1 rRNA gene is annotated in these 1941 nt (G+C 49.1%); it reads right to left on the minus strand.

The window, feature by feature from the left end:
• Nucleotides 1–1928 (minus strand): 23S ribosomal RNA (locus HMPREF2706_RS11790); the annotation flags it as partial.
• Nucleotides 1929–1941 lie beyond the last annotated feature (13 nt).

Raw genomic sequence — 1941 nt, forward strand, 5'->3', positions numbered from 1 at the left:
GTTTACTGGGGCTTCGATTCGTGGCTTCGCAGAAGCTAACCACTCCTCTTAACCTTCCAGCACCGGGCAGGCGTCAGCCCCTATACATCACCTTACGGTTTAGCAGAGACCTGTGTTTTTGATAAACAGTCGCTTGGGCCTATTCACTGCGGCTCTTCTGGGCGTGAACCCTAAAGAGCACCCCTTCTCCCGAAGTTACGGGGTCATTTTGCCGAGTTCCTTAACGAGAGTTCGCTCGCTCACCTTAGAATTCTCATCTTGACTACCTGTGTCGGTTTGCGGTACGGGCACCTGTTATCTATCTAGAGGCTTTTCTCGGCAGTGTGAAATCAACGACTCAAGGAAACAATTTCCTCTCCCCATCACAGCTCAGCCTAACGAGTGCCGGATTTGCCTAACACTCAGCCTTACTGCTTGGACGTGCACTCCAACAGCACGCTTCGCCTATCCTACTGCGTCCCCCCATCGATTAAAACGATACTAGGTGGTACAGGAATATCAACCTGTTATCCATCGCCTACGCCTGTCGGCCTCAGCTTAGGACCCGACTAACCCAGAGCGGACGAGCCTTCCTCTGGAAACCTTAGTCAATCGGTGGACGGGATTCTCACCCGTCTTTCGCTACTCACACCGGCATTCTCACTTCTAAGCGCTCCACATGTCCTTGCGATCATGCTTCAACGCCCTTAGAACGCTCTCCTACCATTGTCCGAAGGACAATCCACAGCTTCGGTAATATGTTTAGCCCCGGTACATTTTCGGCGCAGTGTCACTCGACTAGTGAGCTATTACGCACTCTTTAAATGATGGCTGCTTCTAAGCCAACATCCTAGTTGTCTGGGCAACGCCACATCCTTTTCCACTTAACATATATTTTGGGACCTTAGCTGGTGGTCTGGGCTGTTTCCCTTTCGAACACGGACCTTATCACCCATGTTCTGACTCCCAAGTTAAATTGATTGGCATTCGGAGTTTGTCTGAATTCGGTAACCCGAGAGGGGCCCCTCGTCCAAACAGTGCTCTACCTCCAATAATCATCACTTGAGGCTAGCCCTAAAGCTATTTCGGAGAGAACCAGCTATCTCCAAGTTCGATTGGAATTTCTCCGCTACCCTCAGTTCATCCGCTCACTTTTCAACGTAAGTCGGTTCGGTCCTCCATTCAGTGTTACCTGAACTTCAACCTGACCAAGGGTAGATCACCTGGTTTCGGGTCTACGACCAAATACTCAACGCCCTATTCAGACTCGCTTTCGCTACGGCTCCACATTCGCTGCTTAACCTTGCATCAGATCGTAACTCGCCGGTTCATTCTACAAAAGGCACGCCATCACCCATAAACGGGCTCTGACTACTTGTAAGCACACGGTTTCAAGTTCTCTTTCACTCCCCTTCCGGGGTACTTTTCACCTTTCCCTCACGGTACTGGTTCACTATCGGTCACTAGAGAGTATTTAGCCTTAGGAGATGGTCCTCCTAGATTCCGACGGAATTTCACGTGCTCCGTCGTACTCAGGATCCACTCAAGAGAGAATATGTTTTCGACTACAGGATTATTACCTTCTTTGATTCATCTTTCCAGATGATTCGTCTAACATGTTCTTTTGTAACTCCGTATAGAGTGTCCTACAACCCCAACAAGCAAGCTTGTTGGTTTGGGCTCTTCCCGTTTCGCTCGCCGCTACTCAGGGAATCGATTTTTCTTTCTCTTCCTCCGGGTACTAAGATGTTTCAGTTCTCCGGGTCTGCCTTCTGACATGCTATGAATTCACATGTCGATAACATGACATAACTCATGTTGGGTTCCCCCATTCGGAAATCTCTGGATCAACGCTTACTTACAGCTACCCAAAGCATATCGTCGTTAGTAACGTCCTTCTTCGGCTTCTAGTGCCAAGGCATCCACCGTGCGCCCTTAATAACTTAATCTATGTTTCCACCA

Source organism: Staphylococcus sp. HMSC067F07 (genome assembly GCF_001837405.1).
GTDB lineage: Bacteria > Bacillota > Bacilli > Staphylococcales > Staphylococcaceae > Staphylococcus > Staphylococcus capitis.